General features: G+C 70.8%; 13 protein-coding genes. 10 read left to right on the top strand and 3 right to left on the bottom strand.

Annotation, left to right across the window (positions count from 1 at the left end; translation table 11 throughout):
* Positions 1 to 2 precede the first annotated feature (2 nt).
* The 6 genes from C7389_RS16655 (at position 3) to C7389_RS16680 (ending at position 7,608) form a co-directional block, all read left to right on the top strand.
* Complete coding sequence (locus C7389_RS16655; protein ID WP_133593544.1) at positions 3 to 1,109, top strand: sensor histidine kinase; 1,107 nt, start codon at positions 3 to 5, stop codon at positions 1,107 to 1,109.
* Positions 1,100 to 2,203: an HDOD domain-containing protein gene (locus C7389_RS16660; RefSeq protein ID WP_133593546.1), complete on the top strand. Its 1,104-nt coding sequence runs from the start codon at positions 1,100 to 1,102 to the stop codon at positions 2,201 to 2,203. The genes C7389_RS16655 and C7389_RS16660 overlap by 10 nt, the downstream gene beginning before the upstream one ends.
* Entirely contained in the window at positions 2,196 to 3,320 is a 1,125-nt protein-coding gene (locus tag C7389_RS16665; protein ID WP_133593548.1) for a response regulator, read from the top strand. Before C7389_RS16660 ends, C7389_RS16665 begins: the two co-directional genes overlap by 8 nt.
* 397 nt (positions 3,321 to 3,717) lie before the next feature.
* Positions 3,718 to 3,909, top strand: coding sequence for a nucleotidyl cyclase domain-containing protein (locus C7389_RS25505; RefSeq protein ID WP_162851769.1), 192 nt, complete (start codon positions 3,718 to 3,720; stop codon positions 3,907 to 3,909).
* Between the two features lie 217 nt (positions 3,910 to 4,126).
* On the top strand, positions 4,127 to 7,171 hold the full coding sequence (locus C7389_RS16675; protein ID WP_246034823.1) for an EAL domain-containing protein: 3,045 nt from the start codon (positions 4,127 to 4,129) through the stop codon (positions 7,169 to 7,171).
* On the top strand, positions 7,171 to 7,608 hold the full coding sequence (locus C7389_RS16680; RefSeq protein ID WP_133593550.1) for a response regulator: 438 nt from the start codon (positions 7,171 to 7,173) through the stop codon (positions 7,606 to 7,608). Before C7389_RS16675 ends, C7389_RS16680 begins: the two co-directional genes overlap by 1 nt.
* Positions 7,609 to 7,660: 52 nt before the next feature.
* Here the strand turns inward: C7389_RS16680 and C7389_RS16685 are convergent, their stop codons facing one another.
* Positions 7,661 to 9,307 (bottom strand): sensor histidine kinase, encoded by a 1,647-nt coding sequence (locus C7389_RS16685; RefSeq protein ID WP_211168235.1) that lies wholly within the window; start codon positions 9,305 to 9,307, stop codon positions 7,661 to 7,663.
* A 2-nt stretch (positions 9,308 to 9,309) separates the two neighbouring features.
* Entirely contained in the window at positions 9,310 to 9,915 is a 606-nt protein-coding gene (locus C7389_RS16690) for a biliverdin-producing heme oxygenase (RefSeq protein WP_133593552.1), read from the bottom strand.
* A gap of 315 nt (positions 9,916 to 10,230) precedes the next feature.
* On the opposite strand from C7389_RS16690, the gene C7389_RS16695 reads away from it, so the two are divergent.
* The 4 genes from C7389_RS16695 (at position 10,231) to C7389_RS16710 (ending at position 15,007) form a co-directional block, all read left to right on the top strand.
* Positions 10,231 to 10,794 carry a (2Fe-2S)-binding protein gene (locus C7389_RS16695; protein WP_133593554.1) on the top strand — a complete coding sequence of 188 codons (564 nt, stop codon included), beginning with the start codon at positions 10,231 to 10,233 and terminating at the stop codon, positions 10,792 to 10,794.
* Complete coding sequence (locus tag C7389_RS16700) at positions 10,791 to 11,828, top strand: FAD binding domain-containing protein (RefSeq protein WP_133593556.1); 1,038 nt, start codon at positions 10,791 to 10,793, stop codon at positions 11,826 to 11,828. The genes C7389_RS16695 and C7389_RS16700 overlap by 4 nt, the downstream gene beginning before the upstream one ends.
* Entirely contained in the window at positions 11,825 to 14,137 is a 2,313-nt protein-coding gene (locus C7389_RS16705) for a xanthine dehydrogenase family protein molybdopterin-binding subunit (RefSeq protein WP_211342521.1), read from the top strand. Before C7389_RS16700 ends, C7389_RS16705 begins: the two co-directional genes overlap by 4 nt.
* Before the next feature lie 138 nt (positions 14,138 to 14,275).
* Positions 14,276 to 15,007 (top strand): DUF4254 domain-containing protein, encoded by a 732-nt coding sequence (locus C7389_RS16710; protein WP_246034825.1) that lies wholly within the window; start codon positions 14,276 to 14,278, stop codon positions 15,005 to 15,007.
* Between the two features lie 99 nt (positions 15,008 to 15,106).
* On the opposite strand, the gene C7389_RS16715 is transcribed toward C7389_RS16710, so the two are convergent.
* On the bottom strand, positions 15,107 to 16,141 hold the full coding sequence (locus tag C7389_RS16715; RefSeq protein ID WP_133593558.1) for a glycosyltransferase family 9 protein: 1,035 nt from the start codon (positions 16,139 to 16,141) through the stop codon (positions 15,107 to 15,109).
* Positions 16,142 to 16,322 lie beyond the last annotated feature (181 nt).

The raw sequence follows: 16,322 nt of genomic DNA on the forward strand, positions 1-16,322 counted from the left end.
CCATGGACCCCCGCCCTGTGGAAGCCACCGCGGATGATGCCGCTCCCGACTATCCCCGCCTGCTCGCCGCCCGCGACAAGACCATCGCCGCGCTGAAGCGCCGCCTGATGCAGGAGGCCCAGAGCGACCGCGACACGCCCTTCGCCCTGCTGACGCAGAACATCTCCCTGGAACAGGTGGTGGCGCGCAAGACGGCGGAGCTGGAGGCCGAAAGGCAGGAGCTGGAGACCGCGCTGAGAGAGCTCAGGTCGGCCCAGGCCCAACTGGTGCAGGCGCAGAAGATGGAGTCCATCGGCCAGCTCGCGGCCGGCGTCGCCCACGAAATCAACACGCCCACCCAGTACGTCTCCAGCAACATCGACTTCGTCAGATCCGCCGCCGGCACGCTGCTGGACCTGCTGGATACCGCCAGCGGCCTGCTGGGCACGCTGCCGGCGACGGAGGCCGACCCGGCGCTGGTCGTCCTGCGCAAGGAACTCGGCGGCCGCCGCATCGAGTTCATGCGCCGCCAGATCCCGGAGGCGCTGGAGCAGTCGCTGGAAGGGCTGCGCCACATCGCCAGCATCGTCGCCGCGCTCAAGCAGTTCTCCCATCCTTCCTCCGGCGAGATGGAAGAAGTGGACATGCTGGACCTCGTGCGCACCACCGCCACCGTGGCCCGCAACGAATGGAAGTATGTGGCCGACCTCGAAGTGCTGCCTGCCGAGGGCCTGCCGCCGGTGCCCTGCATCCGCGACCTGGTCGGCCAGGCCCTGCTGAACCTGATCGTGAATGCCGCCCACGCCATCGGCGACACCCTGAAGGAAGGGGTGAAGGAAAAGGGGCGCATCCTCGTCTCGGCGCAAACCGTCGGCCCCTGGATGGAGCTCAGGCTCACCGACGACGGCACCGGCATGAGCGAGGAAACCCGCAACCGGATGTTCGACCCCTTCTTCACCACCAAGCCGGTGGGCAAGGGCACCGGCCAGGGGCTGGCGCTGACTTACTCCACCGTGGTGGACAAGCACCACGGAGAGATCTACTGCGAATCCTGCCTGGGCGTGGGCACCACCTTCGTGGTGCGCCTGCCGCTCCGCCAGGGGCCGGCGGGAGAGCAGGCATGCGGGTAGTGTTCGTCGACGATGAGCCGCTGGTGCTCTCCGGCTTCGAGAGAACGCTGGCGATACGCGAGGACGAGTGGGACTGCGCCTTCTTCACCAGCGGGCCGGAGGCGCTGGCCGGGCTGGAGAGCTGCCCGGCCGACGTCATCGTTTCCGACATGCGCATGCCTTTCATGGATGGCGCCGAGCTGCTGCAGCAGGTGAGGGCGCGCTGGCCTGCCAGCATGCGCATCATCCTCTCCGGCCATGCCGACGTCGAAGCCATGCGCCGCATGCTGGACGTGGCCCACCAGTTCCTCGCCAAGCCCTGCGACAACGCCCGCCTTTTCTCCATCATCGAAAGCGCGGTGCGCCTGCGCGACATGTTCTCGGCGCCCGAGGTGGTCGCCGCCGTAGGCGGCATCAACCGCCTGCCTTCCGCCCCCCGCATCTTCGGCGAGCTCAACCGCATGCTGGCGGACCCGCTGGGCAACACCCGCGCGGTGGGAGAGCTGATCAGCGCCGATCCGGCGCTCAGCGCCAAGGTGCTGCAGTTGTCCAACTCCGCCTTCTTCGGCGGCGGCAAGCCGGTGCCCGACGTGGCCGCCGCCGTTGCCCGCCTGGGCACGGAGGTGGTGACCCGCGTCGTCATCGCCGCCCAGGTCTTCGACGGCGCTTCGGCCAATGGCCAGGTGGATGCCCTGCAACGCCAGGCGCTGCGCGCCTCGCAGATCGCGGCCCGCGTCATCGGCACCCCTGGGCCGGCAGCCACCGCCGCGCTGCTGGCGCATGTCGGCCTGCTGGTGGCGCCGGTGCCGGCGGCCACTGCGGCCCCGGAGTCCTGCTGCGTCTGCGGTGCACCCCTGCACGCCGCCGTCGGCGCCTACCTGCTCGGCCTGTGGGGGCTGCCGATGGACATCGTGCGTGCGGTCGCCCATCACCATCTGCCGCAATGCGATTCGCCGACCGAGTTCGGCATTACCGGCATGACCCACGTCGCCACCGCGCTCGCCAGCGGCGAGCAGCCCGACGGCGCTTACCTGGCCGCCGCCGGCATGCTCGACCGCCTGCCGGCCTGGCAGGCGGCGAGCAGCAAATTCCTCGAGGAAGAGAACGATGAGTGAGACCCCCCTGGCCCGCCTCCTGTGCGTGGACGACGAGCCGAATGTCCTCGCCGCGATGGAGCGCAGCCTGTTCGGCAAGTACGACGTCACCGTCGCGCCCAGCGGTGCTGCCGGCCTGGACGCGGTGCACTGGAGCGGGCCTTTCGCCATCATTCTGTCCGACATGCGCATGCCGGGCATGGACGGCGCCGAGTTCCTGGCAAAGACGCGGGAGGTCGCGCCCCACAGCGTCCGCATCCTGCTGACCGGCCAGGCGGACGTGGCCTCGTCCATCGCCGCGGTGAACAAGGGCGGGATCTTCCGCTACCTATGCAAGCCCTGCCCGCAGGACATGCTGGAAGCGACGCTGGCCGAGGCCCTGCGCCAGTACCAGCTGGAGCAGGCCGAGCGGCAGCTGCTGGAAACCACGCTCTCCGCCTCGGTCGCCACCCTCACCGAACTGCTTGCGATGGTCGCGCCCTGGGCCTTCCAGCGTGCCGCCTTTGCCCGCGACTGCGTGGAGTTCGCGCTGAAGGAACTCGACTGGCCGGACAAGTGGATCTACATCATGGCGGCCTCGCTGAGCCAGATCGGCTGCGTCGGCATTCCGGCGGACATCGTGCAGGCCGACGCCAAGCAGCGACCGCTCAGCGCCGATGAGGAGACGTTGCTGAAGGAACATCCCGAGGTGGCCGGCCGGCTGGTGGAGCGCATCCCGCGCATGGAAACCGTCGCCCAGATCATCCGCCACCAGCGCGGCGAGGTGCCGGAGGGCGCTGCGCTGGAACTCATCCGTGGCATCCCCCTGCTGCATGCCGCGCTGGAACTGGAGCGGCACAGCCGCAGGGGGCAAGGGAAGATGCCGCCGGCCACCGCGCTGGCGGCGAGCCGTCCGCGCATTCCGGAGTACATCATCAAGGCCGTCGCCGGCTTCCAGCCGGACGCCGACACCGAGCGCACCGTCCGCATTCGCGACCTGGTCGCCGGCTGGATCGTGGATGAGGACATCCGCACCACCAACGGGCTGATGGTGCTCACCCGCGGCCACCGCCTCAGCGAAACCGCCATCTCCACGCTGCGCCGGCTGCACGCGGTGCACGCCATCACCGAGCCGGTGAGGGTGCGCTGCGGGGCTTAGGGTCTGCGCGGCCGGCGCGGAGCCGTTCGCCAAAAAAGTCGCGGCGGCGCGGGTTTCCGTGGACACCGGTGGCGCGGCCAGCACGGTGGAAACGCGAGCCGGAGCGGGAGCCTGGCGCGGGGGCGGCCGGTGGAGGAGGTGTTCCGCCTCATTCATGAGCAGCCGCGCGAGCCGGTGCAGTGCCGATGGCCGGCCTTCGGCATCGGGACCCTGCGCGCCCGTGCCGAACAGGAGAGGGCGAGGGCCGAACTGCACCCCAGGTCGCGTCACCACGCCCTCACCGGCCTGCGCAACCCCCTTGAGTTAAGCGAGGCCCTCGGCGCTGCACTGGAAGCGCTCCCCGCTCCTCAGCCACTGGCGCTGCTGCTCAACATCGAGCGTCTGGGCGAGAAACGCGGTGCTCGGCTTCGTCCACGGCGACCCGTTCCAGCGGGAGTTCCGCCAGCGCCCGCGTGGGAATGCGCCGGGCGGCTCCGGGGTTGCCCGCCTGCGCGGCGACGAATTCGCCGTTCTTGCCCCCGCCACCGATGGCCCTGCCGCGATGGCTTTCGCCACCGAACTGGAAGGGCGCCTGGCCCAGCCCTTCTAACTCGCCGACATCCAGCTGGACGTCAACTCCAAGACCGGCATCGCGCTTTACCCCGGGGCACGGCGCCACGCCGCAGGAACTGCTGCGCGGGGTGGGCAGGGCTGGACCTGCTCCGCGGCTGGCAGGAGCGGGGGGCACGCCATCAACCTTTCCGCCCGCAAGTTTCGCGACGACCCGTTGTTCGGCACCTACCGCCGCTGGCGCGGCGGAGCGGAATGTGGCGCCTGGCTTGCTGGGGGTGGAGATCATCGAGAGCAGGGTGATGGACGATGCCGAGTGTGCGCTGCGGGTGGGGAACGCCCTGCGGGAGGATGGCATTTCGCTCTACGTGGACGACTTCGGCACCGGGTATTTCTCGCCGAGTTACCCGCAGAAACTGCCGGTGGACTACATCAAGATCGACCAGTCCTTCATTGCGGCCCTGCCCCGCGACCGGGATTCCGCCGTCATCGTCCGTTCCACCATCGACCTGGTCCATGACCTTGGCTGCAAGGCGATGGCCGAAGGCGTGGAGACCCTGGGGCATTGGCAGCTGCTCGCCGGCCTGGGCTGCGACATGGCGCAGGGCTACTTCATCGCCCGGCCGATGCCGGTGGAGGCGTTTCCGGCCTGGGCAAGGGGCTTCGGCCTCGTGCCCTTGCTGGTCAGCCGGGTCTGCGCGGTCTGCTCTCCGCGGGCCCGCGCCTGTTGCATCCTGAAGCGTCCCCGCGCCCGGGCCGCTCGGGGCCGCGTGGCACAATGGGCCCCACCCGCTCCCCTGGCGCCGCTCCCGATGAACCCTGCCGCACACGGCCCACGCCGTTCCATCGACGACCCGAACGAGGCCGCCATCGCCATCAACGAGGCGGGCATGGCGGACTGCTCCCGCGAGCCCATCCACATTCCGGGCGGCATCCAGCCCCACGGCTTCCTGCTGTCGGTGGACGAGGCGGGCAGGGTGGTGCAGGCCAGCGAGAACCTTGCCGCGCTCGCCGGCGCGCCGGTGGAAGCCCTGCTGGGCGAGCCCTTGGAGAGGGTGCTGGGCGCGGAGGCGGCCGGCCTTGCGGTAAGGGCGCTGCGCGGGCTGGAGGCGGATGGCGCGCCCGTCCATGCCGGTACGATAGCCGACCCGCGTGACACCGCAGGCGGGCCGGGCGCGGCATCTTCCTCCGGTACCGCCCACGCGCCGCTGGCACTGCTGGTGCATCGCTACGAGGGCGCCGCCATCGTCGAACTGGAGCCGGCGCGCGCCACCGCCGACGTTTTCGCCTCCCTGTACCCGCTGGTGCGCGCCTTCATCCACAGCCTGCAGGGCGCCGAAACGGTGGAATGCCTCGCCCGGCTGGCGGCGGGCGAGGTGCATCGCGTCGCCGGCTTCGGCCGCACCCTGGTCTACCGCTTCGACGAGGACGGCGCCGGCCATGTGCTGGCGGAGGAAATCGAGGCCGGCTACCACTCCTACATCGACCAGCATTTTCCCGGCTCGGACATCCCGGCGCAGGCGCGCGCCCTCTATGTACGCAACCGCATTCGCCTGATCGCCGATGCCGACTACCAGCCCGCGCGGCTGGTGCCGCCCCTGCATCCGCACACCGGCCGGCCCACCGACCTGTCCTACGCCTCGCTGCGCAGCGTGTCGCCGGTTCATGTGCAGTACATGAAGAACATGGGGACCTGGGCTTCCATGTCCATGTCCATCGTCGTGCGCGGGCGGCTGTGGGGGCTGATCTCCTGCCACAACGCCAGGCCCATGCTGCCGACCTTCGAGGTCCGCAGCGCCTGCGAGCACATCGCCCAGTTGCTGTCGCTGCAGATCGAGGCCAAGGAAGACCACGCCGAGGCCACCTACCGCCTGCAGCTGCGCGAGCGCCAGGCCCGCCTGCTGGCCGCCTTGGCCGATACCGATGATTTCGTCGACGGTCTGGCCCGCCAGGAACAGGAGCTGATGGCGCTGACCGGCGCGAGCGGCGCGGCGGTGGTGTTCGAAGGCCGCATCGAACGCATGGGCGCGGCGCCCGGGCTGGAGGTGATCGGCAAGCTGGTGGCCTGGCTGGATAGCCACACCGAGGACGTGTTCGCCACCGACCACCTCGCCGGCCACTGGCCGCCCGCCGGCGCAGGCGCGGAGGGCGCCGTTCCTGACGAGGGCTGCGCCGGCATCCTCGCCGTTTCCATTTCCCGCCTGTTCCGCAACTACGTGATCTGGTTCCGTGCGGAAACGGTGCGCACCATCAAATGGGCGGGCGATCCGCGCGCCAAGCTGCAGGGCCAGCCGGCCTCGCTGTCGCCGCGCGCCAGCTTCGAGATGTGGACGCAGACGGTGCGCGGCCGCTCGCTGCCGTGGCGCGGCGCCGAGATCGAGATCGTGCAGGCCTTCCGCGCCGCGCTGCTGGGCATCGTGCTGCGCCGGGCGGAGGAAATGGCCCAGCTCGCGCTGGACCTCGGCCGCGTCAACCGCGAGCTGGAAGAGTTCTCCTACACCGTGTCGCACGACCTGCGCGCGCCGCTGCGCCATATCGCCGCCTTCACCGATCTGCTGCGCGAGCGCGAAGCCCATCGGCTCTCCGAGCGCGGGCGGGATTTCCTCGAACGCATCCTCACCCAGGCGCGCTTCGGCGGCCGGCTGGTGGACGATCTGCTCGGCTTCTCCCGCATGAGCCGCACCGCGCTGCGGGTGCAGCGCGTGGACATGGACAGGCTGGTGGCCCGGCTCGCGACCGAAGAGACCCGCGGCATCGAGCGGCGCATCGAATGGCGGGTGGGCGAGCTCGGCCAGATCAGCGCCGATCCGCTGCTGATCGAGGTGGCGATGCGGAACCTGATCGCCAACGCAGTAAAATTCACCGCCAACCGGGGCGGCGGCAATGGCGGCGAGGGCCAGCCGCCCGCCCGCATCGAGATCGGCCGCAGCGCCGGCGAAGGCGAACTGGCCGGGCAGGATGTTTTCCATGTCGGCGACAACGGCGTCGGCTTCGACATGCGCTATGTGGACAAGCTGTTCGGCGTGTTCCAGCGGCTGCACCATGAAGAGGAGTTCCCCGGCACCGGGATCGGGCTGGCGAGCGTGCGGCGCATCGTCGAACGGCACGGGGGCAGGGCCTGGGCCCGCGGTGAGCCGGGCCGGGGCGCTACCATGTACTTCTCGCTGCCGAACATCCACCGGGCGGAGGCCGACGCCCACAACCCCTCGCTCGACGAAGCGGCGGCGCGGCTCGCGGCGCTGTCGTCCGCGCAGTCCTACAAGCCGGTGCTGAAAGACACAAGCAAGGACGGAAACCAGTAATGCTACGACCCCTACTTTTGGTGGAAGACGACCTCAACGACATAGAGCTGACGATGATCGCCCTGGAGAAGGCGCGCATCGCCAATCCGGTGGTTTCCGTCAGGGACGGCGTGGATGCGCTCGACTACCTGCGCCGTGAAGGCAAATGGGCCGACCGGGAAGACGTCAATCCGGCGGTCATCCTGCTCGACAAGAAGCTGCCGCGGCTGGACGGCCACGACGTGCTGCAGACGGTGCGTTCGGACGAGCGGCTCAAGCGCATCCCCATCGTCATGCTCACCTCCTCGCGCGAGGAGAGGGACCTGCTGCGCAGCTACGACCTCGGGGTGAACGCCTATGTGGTGAAGCCGGTGGAGCTGGAGGATTTCATGGCGGCGATCACCGATCTCGGCATGTTCTGGGCGGTGCTGAACGAACCGCCGCCGTTCGAGGACTGAGCGCCAGCGCCGCCTGCCCGCGCCAGCGTCGGTCGCGCTACCGCCCGCCGTCCTAGCGGAAGCGCGGCAACCTCACCCGGAAGGTCGCGCCCTGGCCCAGGCCCTCGCTGTGGGCGCTCACCGTGCCGCCGTGCAGCGCCACCAGGTTCTTCACCAGCCACAAGCCCAGCCCCAGCCCGGCGACACGCGCCGCCTGGCCGTTCTGCGCCTGCTGGAAGCGGTCGAAGATACGCTCCAGCGCATCCGGCGGAATACCGATGCCGGTATCGCGCACCATCAGCTCGGCGTGGGTGCTGTCGGCGGTCACCGAGACTTCGATGGTGCCGCCGTCGGCGAACTTCATCGCATTGGTCAGCAGGTTCCAGATCACCTGCTTGATGCGGCCCTCGTCCGCCATCACCAGACAGGGCGACAGGGCTTCAGCGATCAGCCTGATGTGGCGCGCCTCCGCGTTGAAGCGGATGTCCTCCGCCACCAGCCCCGCCAGCGCCCCGAGGTCCACCGGCCGCGGGGTGATGGAGAGCTTGCCGGTGGCGATGGCGCCGCTGTCCAGGAGGTCGTCCACCATCAGCGACAGCTGGCGGGTGTTGCGCTCTATCACCTGCACCGCGCGCGCCACATAGCTGGGGTCGGACGTGCGCTGCATCAACATGGTCCACGACACGATGGCGTGCAGCGGCGAGCGCAACTCGTGGCTCACCGCGGTGATGAAGTGGTCCATCGCCCGCGCCTCGCTCTCGCTGCGCTCCCGCGCCAGCTTCTCTTCCTGGGCCACCGCCTGGTGGTGCAGCTCCGCCTGCTTGCGTTCGGTGATGTCCAGGATGAAGCCGACCAGCGAGGTGGGGGCGCCGTGGGCCGGGCCGTGGGGGGCGCCGCGGGCCAGCAGCCAGCGCACGCTGCCGTCCGGCCAGGTCACCCGGTACTCCACCTCGAAGTAGTCGTGCGAGCTGATCGAACGCTCCACCGCCGCATGCACCCGGGCGCGGTCCTCCGGATCGATCAGCTCGGTGAACAGGCGGTGGGCGTTCAGCGGCTCGCCCAGCGGAATGCCCATGTTGCGGTAGCACTGCTCGGTACAGCTCATTTCGCCGTTGGCCAGGTCCCATTCCCAGGCGCCGACGCGGGCGAAGGTCAGCACCTCCTGCAGCCGCGCCTGCTGGCTGCGCAACTCGGCATTGGCTTCGTCGATCAGCACCTGCCGCAGCCGCGCCTGGGAGCGCAGCTTGGCGCGCTCGCGCTTGTTGCGCTCGGAGGCATCCACCGATTCGGTCACGTCGGTGAGGCAGAACACCAGCAGGTCGGTGCCCGGCAGGCCGTTGCCGCTGCTTACCCGGCTGACGCGCGCCTGCCAGTAGCGCTCCGGCACCTGGCCGGCGGCGGCATCCTCCGCCAGCGGCAGGTCGTAGCGCAGGATGGGGGAGGACCGCGTCTCGCCCAGTCGCAGCGAGGGCAGCACCGAGTCCAGCCACGCCCGCCGCGTCTCCCGCTGCTCGTAGGGCACATGCTGGTTGATGTCGTACACCGATCTGCCGACGATCTGCGGCAGCGAAGTGCCGATGACATCCAGGTAGCGGCTGTTCGCGGTCAATACCTCGTAGCGCTCGTTGGTGACGAGATAGGCCTCCGGCAGGACGTCGAAGATCATCATCTGGCTGGCGGAAAGGTCCGGCTCGGGCCGGGAGCGCACGATGTCGTCCATGGTCAGCGGCCCCGGGGCGCGGCGAGCGCCAGCAGGCGGTCGAAAGCGTCCCGCGCGCCCTGGCACGCGAGCGCGAGTTCGGCCTCGGTCCGCACCTGCGCCCGCAGCGCCTGGATGAACTGTTGCCAGCGCGCTCCCGGGCCGGCTTCGTCCGGCTGCAGGAAGCGCAGGGGATGGGGCCGCAAGGCCGCCGACAGGCGTCGATGGAGCACCGCTCCTCCCAGTTGAGAGCCCTCGATCACATAACAGACGCCCCAGCGCCACGCAGGTTCGGAGCGCAGCGCCGGCAGGTCCGCCGGTTCCGCGGCTGCCACCCCGCCGCACGGCAGCGCCGCATCGGCGAGATCCGCTTCAAGCAAGGGCAGCCGCCATATGCGAGGCAGCAGCGCCTCGGCCTGGGGGCCGTCGGCGTGGCGTGCCAGCCACTGCTCCAGCGGCACTAGCCACTGACGCAGCAGGAGCAGGTGGTCGCGGTAATCGGCCAGCCCGGGCGCCGGCCGGGAGAGGGGCATCGCCTCGTCGATCACGGCATGCCGGCTGCCCGTCGCCTCGCGCAGGGCTGCCAGCACGTCCGGGGGCTGCGGCAGGAAATCGGGGGTATGGCTCACTAAAGCGACACCGCTGAGATTGAAGGAAGCGCATGCCGGGCGTCGACGGGACGGGGCGGAGCGCGGGTATGGTACAGGAAGCTCTCACCGCACTTTCAGCGCTTACATCGCGCTGCGCGCGCCCACCGGCGGGGCCGTGCGGCGGGGATGAGGGCCTGGCCCGGCAGCGCTTTCCCCGCTCCGGCGGCGGCCGCCCGGCAGGCCGGCAAGTACCGGCCGGGCCCCCCGGGGCATATCGCTTGCTGCGTTCTCCCGCGTACTTCCGGCGCCGCTCCCGGCGCTCGTGGAGGCTTTATCGGCGAGGAGGTGGCGTTCATGGACATTCCGGTGAGGAACGAGGGCGGGGCGGGGGCGCAGGCGGCGCCGCGCTATCCGCTCAGCCTGCGCATCAATGGCCAGCCCTACGAGCTGGAGGTGGAGTCCTGGGTGACGCTGCTCGACCTGCTGCGCGAACGCCTGCATCTCACCGGCAGCAAGAAGGGCTGCGACCAGGGGCAGTGCGGCGCCTGTACGGTGCTGGTGGATGGCCGGCGCATCAACGCTTGCCTCAGCCTGGCGCTGATGCAGCAGGGGCGCGAGGTGCTCACCATCGAAGGGCTGGCGGAGGGTGCGCGCCTGCACCCGCTGCAGCGCGCCTTCGTCGCCCACGACGCGCTGCAGTGCGGCTACTGCACGCCGGGGCAGATCTGCTCGGCGGTGGGCTTGATGAACGAGGGCCAGGCCCGCTGCCGCGACGATCTGCGCGAGCTGATGAGCGGCAATGTGTGCCGCTGCGGCGCCTATCCGCAGATCGTGGATGCGGTGGAAGAGGTGATGTTCGGCAGCGCCGGCGCCGAGGAGCGCGACCGCCCGGTCATCGTCGGGACGGTGCCGGCATGACACCCTTCGCCTACCACCTCGCCCGCGACCCCGCCGACGCGCTCGCCGCCCTCACCGCGCCCGGCGGGAACACGCCCCTGGGGGCGGCCAGCTTCCTCGCCGGCGGTACCAACCTGCTGGACCTGATGAAGGAGAACGTCGCGCGGCCGATGCGGCTGGTGGATCTCAACCAGCTGGCGCTGGCACGCATAGAGGAAACGCCCGCCGGCGGGCTGCTGCTGGGCGCGCTGGCGCGCAACGCCGACACCGCTTACCACCCGCTGGTGCGCAGCCGCTACCCGCTGCTCAGCGCTGCCATCCTGGCCGGCGCCTCGCCGCAGATACGCAATATGGCGAGCAACGGCGGCAACCTGCTGCAGCGCACCCGCTGTTATTACTTCTACGACACCGGCACGCCCTGCAACAAGCGCAGCCCCGGCAGCGGCTGCGCGGCGCGGGGCGGCCTCACCCGGCTGCACGCCATCCTGGGCGCCAGCGAGCACTGCATCGCCACCCATCCCTCCGATATGTGCGTGGCGCTGGCCGCGCTGGAGGCGGTGGTGCACCTGCGCTCCGCGCGCGGCGAACGCCAGCTCGCCTTCGCCGACTTCCACCGCCTGCCGGGCGACACGCCGCAGCACGACAACACCATGGCGGCGGACGAGCTCATCACCCACATCGAGCTGCCGCCGGCGCGCTACGCCGCCCACTCCGCCTACCTCAAGCTGCGCGACCGCGCCTCCTACGCCTTCGCCCTGGTGTCGGTGGCGGCGGCGCTGGCGCTGGACGAGGGCGGCCGCATCGTCTCCGCCCGCCTCGCCCTCGGCGGCGTCGCCCACAAGCCCTGGCGCCAGCCGGAAGCGGAAGCGGTGCTGGCGGGCAAGCCGCCGGAGGCGGCCCACTTCGCCGCCGCGGCGGCGGTGCTGCTGGCCGGCGCCCGTGGCGAGAGCGTGAATGACTTCAAGATTCCCATGGCGCGCCGGGCCATCGTGCGCGCCCTGGAAGTCGCCGCCGCCGGCACGCCCGGCCCGGCCTGCGGGGAGGAAGAACGGTGAACGATCTGATCCAGGATTTGCAGTCGCCGGTAGCCGACGCCGGCACCGGCTTCGTCCGCGTCGGCATGCCGGTGTCGCGGGTGGATGGCCGCGCCAAGGTCACCGGCGAGGCGCGCTATGCCGCCGAACACCCGGCGCACGACCTCGCCTACGGCGTGGTGGTGGGCAGCACCATCGCCCGCGGCAGCATCGCCGGCTTCCGCCTGCGGGAGGCCCTGGCGGTGCCGGGGGTGGTGGAGATCATCACCCACGAGAATCGCCCGCGCATGCGCAGCTTCGACCTCTTCTACAAGGACATGACCGCCCCCGCCGGCGCCCCCTTCCGCCCGCTGTACGACGGCGAAATCCACTTCAGCGGCCAGCCGGTGGCGCTGGTGGTGGCGGAAACCTTCGAAGCGGCGCGCTACGCCGCCTCGCTGGTGGCGGTGGACTACCTGCCGCAGCAGCATGAGACCAATCTGATGGCGCACCTGGCGCGCAGCCACAAGCCCAAGCCGCTGAAGGCCGGCTTCTCGCCACCGCCGGACGAGCGCGGCGACGCCGAGGCGGCGCTGCTGGCCGCGCCGGTGCGCATCGAGGCCGAGTACTACAGCGGCGTGGAGCACCACAACCCGCTGGAGCTGTTCGCCTCCACCGTGATCCGCGGTGAAGACGGCCATCTCACCATCTACGACAAGACGCAGAGCTCGCAGAACAGCCGCTGGTACGTCTCCCGGGTGTTCGGCCTGGGCAAGGACAAGGTCACCGTGCGCAACCCCTACGTCGGCGGCGCTTTCGGCTCGGGGCTGCGGCCGCAGTACCAGCTGCCGCTGGCGGTGATGGCGGCGCTGCAGCTGCGGCGCTCGGTGCGCGTGGTGCTCACCCGCCAGCAGATGTTCTCCCTCGGCCACCGCCCGGAAACCCTGCAGCGCATCAAGCTGGGCGCCGACCACGACGGCCGCCTGCGCGCCATCGTGCACGAAGCGGTCGCCGAAACCTCGCGCTACGAGGACTACGTCGAGGTGGTGGTGAACTGGTCCGGCCAGCTCTACGCCTGCGACAACGTCAAGCTCCTCTACCGGCTGGTGGCGCTGGACCAGTCCAGCCCGATGGACATGCGCGCCCCCGGCGCCGCCCACGGCGTGCACGCGCTGGAGGTGGCGATGGACGAACTCGCCTGGGCGCTGCGCCTGGACCCGCTGGAACTGCGGCTGCGCAACTATGCCGAGCAGGACCAGATGAAGGGGTTGCCCTTCTCCAGCAAGGCCCTGCGCGACTGCTACGAGCAGGGCGCCCGCCGCTTCGGCTGGGCGCGCCGGCCGCTGGCGCCGCGCAGCATGCGCGCAGGCAGCGAGCTGGTCGGCTGGGGCATGGCCACCGGCACCTGGGACGCCATGCAGATGTTCGCCCGCGCCGGCGCGGTGCTGCATGCGGACGGCCGGCTGGTGGTCAGCAGCGCCGCCACCGACATCGGCACTGGCACCTACACCGCGATGTGCACCCTGGCCGCCGATGCCCTCGGCCTGCGGCTGGAGCAGGTGATGTTCCAGCTCGGCGACTCCACCCTGCCGGTGGCGCCGATAGAGGGCGGCTCTTCCCACGTCGCCACCGTGGGTTCGGCCGTGGCCGGCGTCTGCGAAAAGCTGCGGAAGCGGCTGTTCCGTATGGCGCGGCGGCTGGATAACTCGCCCTTCGCCAAGGCCCGCTTCGACGAGGTCGAGTTCGCCGGCGGCGGCCTGCGCCTGCGCCGCCAGCCCAGCGTGGCGATGAGCGTGGAAGAGGTGATGGCCGCCGCCGGCGAGGCCCGCCTCGAAGAGAAGTACCTCATGCTGCCCAAGGTGCTGAAACAGAAGCAGTACCTGCGCGCCACCCATTCGGCGGTGTTCTGCGAGGTGAGGGTGGACGAGGCCTTCGGCACCGTGCGGGTGACGCGGGTGGTGAGCGCGGTGGCCGCCGGCCGCATCATCAGCGCCAAGACAGCGCGCAGCCAGGTCAGCGGCGCGGTGGTGTGGGGCATCAGCCAGGCGCTGCACGAGGAAACTCACGCCGACCATCGCCTGGGCCGCTTCATGAACCACAACCTGGCCGAGTACCACGTGACGGTGAACGCCGACGTGGGCGACATCGACGTCATCTTCGTCGACGAGGACGACCGCATCGTCAGCGCCATCGGCGCCAAGGGCGTGGGCGAGATCGGCATCGTCGGCGTCGCCGCCGCGGTGTGCAACGCCATCTTCCACGCTACCGGCCGGCGGGTGCGCAGCACGCCGATGACGCCAGAGAAGGTGATGGCGCCGGAGGGCGATGTAAGCGTTTCGGCCGCGCTGTAATTCTTTCCGCCAGCCGGCGCCGCCCTCGGGCGGCCGGCGGTGCGGTGCAGCATCGTGACGGGCGCGGAGGTGGAACCCAGGGCGGGAACCGGCTTTGCACCGCATCCGGGGCAGAGCGTTTCCAACAGGAGATCCGCCATGTCCATGCAGCAGATGCCCCACGGCCAGCAGCGCCCCGCCCGCCGGCGCGGCGACCGTCCCCACTCCGGCAACGCCGCCGCCTTCAGCCCGCAGGAAGGCGGCGAGCGGGTGGCGCAGGCCTATGCAGATCTGGAGACGCCGGCCATCGTCGCCTTCCACGACCGCTACCTGGGCGGGGCCGATGGCAGCGCCGCCGTCCCGGAGCACGCCGGCCCCTGGTGGCGCTGGATCGCCGAGAACCATCGCTGCAACACCGCGCTGTGGAAGGAGGAGGACAAGGCGCGGCGCACCGACGTGGCGGATGCGGAGATCGTGAGTTGCAAGCGCAACATCGACCGCTACAACCAGTGCCGCAACGATGCGGTGGAAGCCCTGGACCAGACCCTGCTGGCGGCGCTGGGCCCGGCCGCCGAGGTGCCGGACGTGCGCCTCTCCAGCGAGACCGCCGGCGCCATCATCGACCGCCTCTCCATCCTCGCCTTGAAAATCCACCACATGCGGCTGCAGGCCGCGCGCGAGGAGGCGGGCGCGGCCCACATGGCACGTTGCCGGGCCAAGCTGGAGGTGCTGATCGAACAGCGCGGCGACCTCGCCAACTGCCTGGACCGCCTGCTGTGGGAGGCCCGCTGCGGCACCGCCCGCTTCAAGCTCTACCGCCAGTTCAAGATGTACAACGACCCGGCGCTGAACCCGGAGTTGTACGGGCGGGCAGGCGGCGGGCCGGGCTAGGGCGCGGCGCAGCGGCGGCCTGCCTTGTCATCCGCCGCTGCGGAAAGGCAAGGGGGCCGGGCGGAACCATCCTCTGGCCGGCGCACGGCTGGGGCGGCTTCAGCGCCATCCGGCCGACGGCGGCTTTGCCAGCAGCGCCCGCGCTTCCCGCAGCACCTCCGCCAGGCCGTCGTCGGCGTGATGGCCGGGCGGGGCCCAGACCGGGCGGTGGAGATCGCGGTCCAGCGCCGCCCAGCGCTCCGGCGCCGAGGCGCGGAAGAGGGTGACGCTGGGGAGGCGCAAGGCGGCGCACAGGTGGGCGACGCCGGTGTCGTTGCACACCACCAGCCGGGCGCCGGCCAGCAGCGCGGCCAGGGCGCCGGCGCTGATCGGGGCGGCGGCGTTGCGCGCCGGTGTCTGCAGTCCGCGCTGCACTTCGGCGGCGAGCCCGGCCTCGGCCTCCGAGCCGGTGATGACCAGGGGCAGGCCGGTGGCCGCCTGCAGCGCATTACCGACGGCGGCGAAGCACCCCGCCGGCCAGCGCCGCGCCGCCGAGCGGGCGCCAGGATGCAGGCAGAGGTAGCCGCCGGCCTCCAGCCCGGCAGCCAGCCCGCTGCGCGCCAGTTCCTCCTTCTCCGCCGCCAGCAAGGGGTACTCCAGGTGTTCGCCCTGGCGGGGCGCTCCGAGGAAATCGGTGAGCGCCAGCAAGCGCCGCAACTCGTGGCCCTGCGCCGGGTAGGGCAGAAAAGCGCCCTCTGCCGCGGCCGCCTCCCCGGGCGAGAAACCGGCGTTGCGGCCGGCATCGAACAGCGCCACCAATGGATTGCTCAAGCGCCCGTCGCCATGCAGCTGGATGGCGAGGTCGAAGCGGCGCGCCTGCAGCTCGGCAAGAAAGCCCGGAATGGCGGCGATGTCCGGCGTCTGCTCCGGCAAGCCCGGAAAGCCGGGGAAGGGAATGAAGTCGTCCAGATAGCGGGGGTAGCGCGCGGCGAAAGCCCGCATCCAGGGCAGGCCGACCAGGCTGATGCGCGCATCCCCGCAGGCCGCCCGCAAGGCCCGCAGCGCCGGCACCGCGCACAACATGTCGCCCAGTTGCAGGGCGCGGAAGACGAGGATGTTGCGCGGGCAGTGGCGCTGCAGCAGCGGGGTTTCCATCGGCTGTTCTCCTGTTGAACCTTGAGGCCGGCGTTGCATATCGTTCAAGCGGATCGTCCGCGCAGGGACGGTCGTTTTTCCGCCCCGGGCGGGGAGAGGCGGCGCCCTTAAGGGCGTTTACGCTTGTACTGGCGCAGCGGCCCCTCCTCGGGCCGCGAGGGGAGAGGGGTGAAAAACGCCG

This window comes from Azoarcus indigens (assembly GCF_004361735.1).
Taxonomy (GTDB): Bacteria; Pseudomonadota; Gammaproteobacteria; order Burkholderiales; family Rhodocyclaceae; genus Azoarcus; species Azoarcus indigens.